At 64.8% G+C, this 4,332-nt stretch carries 5 protein-coding genes and 1 pseudogene; all 6 read left to right on the top strand.

Annotation, left to right across the window (positions count from 1 at the left end; all coding sequences use genetic code 11):
• Window positions 1-429, top strand: a pseudogene (locus tag EOD07_RS24505) (primosomal protein N'); the annotation flags it as partial.
• A gap of 27 nt (window positions 430-456) precedes the next feature.
• The gene (locus tag EOD07_RS24500) at window positions 457-1,152 is read left to right on the top strand and encodes an aspartate/glutamate racemase family protein (RefSeq protein WP_127237275.1); all 696 of its coding nucleotides are present in this window, start codon (window positions 457-459) and stop codon (window positions 1,150-1,152) included.
• Window positions 1,153-1,247: 95 nt separating this feature from the next.
• Entirely contained in the window at window positions 1,248-1,643 is a 396-nt protein-coding gene (locus EOD07_RS24495; protein WP_040991588.1) for a DUF4345 family protein, read from the top strand.
• Window positions 1,644-1,878: 235 nt separating this feature from the next.
• Window positions 1,879-2,439 (top strand): F0F1 ATP synthase subunit delta, encoded by a 561-nt coding sequence (locus tag EOD07_RS24490; RefSeq protein ID WP_041011100.1) that lies wholly within the window; start codon window positions 1,879-1,881, stop codon window positions 2,437-2,439.
• Window positions 2,439-3,968: a F0F1 ATP synthase subunit alpha gene (gene atpA, locus EOD07_RS24485; protein ID WP_040991590.1), complete on the top strand. Its 1,530-nt coding sequence runs from the start codon at window positions 2,439-2,441 to the stop codon at window positions 3,966-3,968. Before EOD07_RS24490 ends, atpA begins: the two co-directional genes overlap by 1 nt.
• A gap of 29 nt (window positions 3,969-3,997) precedes the next feature.
• Window positions 3,998-4,332, top strand: a 335-nt coding sequence (locus EOD07_RS24480) for a F0F1 ATP synthase subunit gamma (RefSeq protein ID WP_206519541.1), incomplete at its 3' end; no start/stop codon positions are given.

The raw sequence follows: 4,332 nt of genomic DNA, 5'->3' as shown, positions 1-4,332 counted from the left end.
GGCCGCACCGGCAAGAAGAGCCTCGGCCTGTTGCAGACCTACCAGCCGGACCATCCGGTGATGCGGGCGATCGTCTCGGGCGATTCGGAAGCGTTTTACGAGCGCGAGATCGCCGAGCGGGAACGGGCGGCCCTGCCGCCGTTCGGCCGGCTCGCCGGCATCATCGTCAGCGCGGCGACGCGAGCCGAGGCCGAAAGTCATGCGCGCGGCTTGCGGCGCGCGGCGCCGCAGGCCTCCGACCTCTTCGTGCTCGGCCCGGCCGAGGCGCCGCTGTCGCTGATCGGCGGGCGTCACCGTTTCCGCCTGCTTGTCCAGGGAGAGCGGCGCGCCGATATGCAGGGTTTCATCCGCGCCATGCTGGCGAATGGGCCGAAGCTGCGCGGCTCGGTCAGGGTGCAGGTCGACATCGACCCGCAGAGCTTCCTATAAAGCCATGGCCCCGAAGGAGTCCCGCTTATGAAAACCCTTGGCCTGATCGGCGGCATGAGCTGGGAATCGACGGCGATCTACTACCGCCTGCTCAACGAGATCGTGCGCAAGCGGCTGGGCGGACTGCATTCGGCGAAGCTGTTGTTGTGGTCGTTCGATTTCGCCGAGATCGCCGAACGCCAGCATGCGGGCGATTGGGAAGGCGCCGGCGCTCTTTTGGTGGACGCCGCGCGCAAGCTGGAGGCCGGCGGCGCCGAGGGTCTGGTGATCTGCACCAACACGATGCACAAGCTGGCCGACATGGTGCAGGCGGCCATATCGATCCCGCTCATCCACATCGCCGACGCGACGGGGCGCGCCGTCGTCGAGGCGGGCCTGAGGCGGCCGGCACTGCTGGCGACGCGCTTCACCATGGAGCAGGATTTCTACAAGGGCCGTCTCGCCGACAAATACGGCCTGGAACCTGTGGTGCCGAACCAGGCCGGTCGCGACATGGTGCACAAGGTGATCTATGACGAGCTTTGCCAGGGCATCGTCAAAGGCGAATCGAAATCCGCCTATCTCGACGAGATCGGCCGGATGCGGCGCACCGACCAGGTGGACGGCGTCATCATGGGCTGCACCGAGATCACAATGCTGATCGGCCAGGGGGATTTCGACGTTCCGGTCTTCGACACGACCCGCATCCATGCCGCGGCCGCGGTCGATTTCGCGCTCGCCTGATTGCGCTATTTCTAATGTGCCCGCCGTCCTCTGGCGCGCTTTCATTCCCTCGCTAGAATGCAGCGTTTCAGAACAAGAAATATGAGGGGGATCATATGGACTTTGCGTTTCCGTGGCCCGCGAGCCAAGGCGAATGGCTGGCCTGGTCGAGCGCCGTCGTGACCCTGGCCCTCGGCCTGTTCCTGTTCCTGGCGCCGGGGCTTGCATTTCGCGTGCTGCGCCTGCAGCCGAGGCCGGAGAAGGCGGCGGCGATCGCCGAGGGACGCGGCCGCATGTCCGGCTTCTATCTCGGCGTAAGCCTGTGCTGCATCCTTCTGGCGCAGCCGCTGCTCTATATGGCGCTTGGCTTCTCCTGGTTGTTCACCGCTTTCGGCCGGCTTTTGTCGATGATGTCGGACAGCGCCAACACACCTTTCAACTGGGTTTCGATCGTGGTTGAATTGGCGCTGGCGGCGTTGCCGCTGGCCTTTGCCTTCGGCTTCGTGCCGTGAATTCGGCGCTTGAGCTTGGCCTTCGCCGCCTGATGCGACAAAAGTGCCTGAAAACCATGCCGGACGATGCATTGCGGTCTTAAAAAGCCTGTGCTAGACGGCAATCGACTTTCGACCGGGGATAGCGGAAGCCGCGCCTCCGTGCTTGGAAAAATGCAGTAAGGTCAAAGATTTAGCCAGAGTTTTCGCTCGCGCCAACAATCTGCGGCCTGTCAGACAAGAGAAAAGACGGTCCGTGGCCCAATCGTCATCGCCAATCTCAGCTGTCGCAGAGCGCTATGCCGGCTCGCTGTTCGAGCTCGCGCTGCAGGACAATTCGGTCGCCAAGGTCGAGGCCGACCTTGCCGGCTTCGAGGCGCTGCTCAACGGCAGCGACGATCTCAAGCGGCTGATCAACAGCCCGGTGTTTTCCAGCGAGGACCAGGCCAAGGCCATCGCCGCCATCGTCGACAAGGCCAAGATCACCGGCCTGGTCGGCAATTTCCTGCGCGTCGTCGCCAGGAACCGCCGCCTGTTCGCGGTGCCCGGCATGATCAAGGCGTTCCGCCAGATCGCCGCCGAGCATCGCGGCGAGGCGTCCGCCGAGGTTACCTCGGCGCATGCGCTGACGGCCGCGCAGCAGACTGAACTCAAGGCGACGCTGAAGAGCATCGCCGGCAAGGATGTGGCCATCGCCATGACCGTCGATCCGTCGCTGCTCGGCGGGCTGATCGTCAAGATGGGCTCGCGCCAGATCGATACGTCGCTCAAAACCAAACTCAATTCGCTCAAGCTTGCACTGAAAGAGGTCGGCTGATGGACATCCGCGCCGCGGAAATTTCCGCAATTCTGAAAGACCAGATCAAGAATTTCGGCAAGGAGGCCGAGGTCTCCGAAGTCGGCCAGGTTCTGTCCGTCGGTGACGGCATCGCCCGCGTCTACGGCCTCGACAATGTCCAGGCCGGCGAGATGGTCGAATTCCCGGGCGGCATCCGCGGCATGGCGCTGAACCTCGAAGCCGACAATGTCGGCGTCGTCATCTTCGGCAACGACCGCGACATCAAGGAAGGCGACACCGTCAAGCGCACGGGCGCCATCGTCGACGTGCCGGTCGGCCCGGGCCTGCTCGGCCGCGTCGTGGATGCGCTCGGCAACCCGATCGACGGCAAGGGCCCGATCAAGGCCACCGAACGCAAGCGCGTCGACGTCAAGGCGCCCGGCATCATTCCGCGCAAGTCGGTGCATGAGCCGATGTCGACCGGCCTCAAGGCCATCGACGCGCTGATCCCGGTCGGCCGCGGCCAGCGCGAGCTGGTCATCGGCGACCGCCAGACCGGCAAGACCGCCATCATCCTCGACACGATGCTGAACCAGAAGTCGGTGCACGACAACGGCCCGGAGAAGGAGAAGCTCTACTGCGTCTACGTCGCCGTCGGCCAGAAGCGCTCGACCGTCGCGCAGTTCGTCAAGGTGCTGGAGGAGCGCGGCGCGCTCGATTACTCCATCATCATCGCCGCCACCGCGTCCGACCCGGCGCCGATGCAGTTCCTGGCGCCGTTCGCCGGCTGCACGATGGGCGAGTATTTCCGCGACAACGGCATGCATGCGCTCATCAGCTATGACGATCTGTCGAAGCAGGCCGTCGCCTATCGCCAGATGTCGCTCTTGCTGCGCCGCCCGCCGGGCCGCGAAGCCTATCCGGGCGACGTCTTCTATCTCCATTCGCGCCTGCTCGAGCGCGCCGCCAAGCTCAATGACGACAACGGCGCCGGTTCGCTGACCGCGCTGCCGGTCATCGAGACGCAGGCCAACGACGTGTCGGCCTACATCCCGACCAACGTGATCTCGATCACCGACGGCCAGATCTTCCTCGAGACCAACCTGTTCTTCCAGGGCATCCGTCCGGCGGTGAATGTCGGCCTGTCGGTGTCGCGCGTCGGCTCGTCGGCGCAGATCAAGGCGATGAAGCAGGTCGCAGGCTCGATCAAGGGCGAGCTCGCGCAGTACCGCGAAATGGCGGCCTTCGCGCAGTTCGGCTCGGATCTCGACGCCGCCACGCAGCGCCTGCTCAACCGCGGTTCGCGCTTGACCGAGCTGCTCAAGCAGCCGCAGTTCTCGCCGCTGAAGACGGAAGAGCAGGTCGCGGTGATCTTCGCCGGCGTCAACGGCTATCTCGACAAGCTGCCGCTCAACCAGGTCGGCAAGTTCGAGCATGGCCTGCTCAGCCATATGCGCTCGGCCGGCAAGGACGTGCTCGACGGCATCCGCAAGGAGAAGGCGCTGTCGGACGATCTGCGCGCCAAGCTGAAGGCGGAAATCGACGCTTTCGCCAAGACCTTTGCTTGAACGACGCCGGACGGGATCAGGTTTGAGGCATGGCTTCGTTAAAAGACCTTCGTAACCGTATCGCCTCGGTCAAGGCGACGCAGAAGATCACCAAGGCGATGCAGATGGTCGCCGCGGCGAAGCTGCGTCGCGCGCAGGAGGCGGCGGAAGCAGCCAGGCCCTATTCCGAGCGCATGGGCGCGGTCCTGGCCAACATCACCCAGGCGATCGGCGGCGGCGGTGATGCCCCGGCGCTGATGACGGGCACCGGCCGGGACGACGTCCATCTGCTCATCGTCTGCACCGCCGAGCGCGGCCTGTGCGGCGGCTTCAACTCGCAGATCGCGCGTCTCGCCCGCCGCGTTTTCCAAAAGCGCCCGGAAGA

Source organism: Mesorhizobium sp. M2C.T.Ca.TU.002.02.1.1 (genome assembly GCF_003997225.1).
This window is presented reverse-complemented; position numbering and strand designations above follow the sequence as displayed.